The organism is Deinococcus aquatilis DSM 23025, from assembly GCF_000378445.1.
GTDB classification, from domain to species: domain Bacteria; phylum Deinococcota; class Deinococci; order Deinococcales; family Deinococcaceae; genus Deinococcus; species Deinococcus aquatilis.
On sequence record NZ_KB899801.1, the window covers coordinates 1 to 1,460 of the forward strand.

2 protein-coding genes are annotated in these 1,460 nt (G+C 55.1%); one reads left to right on the top strand and one right to left on the bottom strand.

The annotated features are described in order from the left end of the window. Window positions 1–170: 170 nt before the first annotated feature. A complete protein-coding gene (locus F561_RS27660; RefSeq protein ID WP_019012560.1) occupies window positions 171–668 on the bottom strand; it encodes an NUDIX domain-containing protein in 498 nt (165 codons plus the stop codon). 250 nt (window positions 669–918) lie between these two features. Here F561_RS27660 and F561_RS30685 point away from each other — a divergent pair, with 250 nt between their 5' ends. Next, window positions 919–1,425: a GrpB family protein gene (locus F561_RS30685; protein ID WP_425386982.1), complete on the top strand. Its 507-nt coding sequence runs from the start codon at window positions 919–921 to the stop codon at window positions 1,423–1,425. The last annotated feature ends 35 nt before the right edge of the window (window positions 1,426–1,460 follow it).

Consider the following 1,460-nt stretch of genomic DNA (forward strand, 5'->3'; position numbering starts at 1 on the left):
GAGTTTCGCCGTCCTGAAATCAGCGAAACCCTTTGACCCAGGCTACCAACGCCCCCAGATCGCCTCTTGACAGCGCCGTTCCAACACAGTATTTGCAATGACTCTTGTGGCCTACGCCCGCGTCTCTACGGATGACCCGACAACAGCCCTTTGGAGTTCCCAGAAGGTAGTTATTCAGGACAAGCACGGGAACCGTGCTTGTCCTGAATGTCCATCTGGCGTGTGATGAACTCTCTGTGCTGAGACAGGAGGTCACGCTCGCCAGGCCAGAACAGTTCAGGTAAGGATCCCAGCGGCGCCCAGAGTAGGGTGTGTTTGCTTTCCGTCGGCTGGCTCTGATTTTCTTCAGTGACGAAGAGGAACCACGTACAGCAGATCCAGATGCCTTTGCCGGATCCGTAGCGCTCTTCGATCATCAGGGGCTCTGCCTGAAGGAGGTGGATGCGTTGCAAACCAGTTTCCTCTCTGATTTCGCGCACGGCGGCCTGCAAAACGCTTTCACCTGGTTCGACCCCACCTTTGGGCAGCGTGATCACGTCAGCGTCTGATTCATGCTCAATCGTGAGCGCCACCCAGAGTTGGTCGCCCTCTCGACGAACGACGATGCCGCCCGCAGCTTGACGGACAGGAACTTCGGTGATGCGCGTGTACCAGGTTAAGTCAATCATTGGAGCTCATCTAAGCATGCGTCGCTGCAATCACGGTTCCGGTTCTCCGATAAGAGAGTACGCATTCGGAGGCGTAAGAGACTCACACATATTTACCCAGGTAAAACCCCACAATGCTCTCTGACCTAAGGGGATTTAGAGCAGACAAAATGACGAGCATCCATCTGGGCGGGCATTAAAGTCACGGGCCGTCACAAAACGAAAGGAGGTAGTTAAGCTGAGAGATATGCATCCCAGCCAACAGCCCCTCATGGTCGAGCCCTATCAACCCTTATGGGTTTCGCGGTACGAGGATGAGGCAGCCCTACTGTGCGATCTGCCCTCCGAGGTTGTCCAAGAGGTACAGCACTTTGGCAGCACCAGTGTGCCTGGCATGTCGGCAAAGCCCACAGTCGATATTTTGCTAGGCACGACGCTGTGGCCTTGGCCTGAATCGCTGGATACTGCTCTGGAGCAACTCGGCTACATCTTCTACAAAGCACCAAACGAGCGATGGCGAGTGTATTTGAAGCCTTGGCTGACTATGCCCCGGGGCTATCACCTGCACGTCGTGGAACATGACAGCGATCACTGGCGAGATCATCTGCTGTTTCGTGACTACCTGAGGACTCACTCTGCAGACGCGGAGCGGTACGCCTCCTTGAAGCAGAATCTCGCTGGGCGTTTGGGGGGACAGCGAGGGACATACCAGTACGAGAAGGGTGAATTGGTTCGAGAATTAATGCGATGCGCAAAGGCTCAGTCTTCTCAAGTGTGAGCGAACGCAGGAAAGCTTTTTTCCAGCAGCTCAAG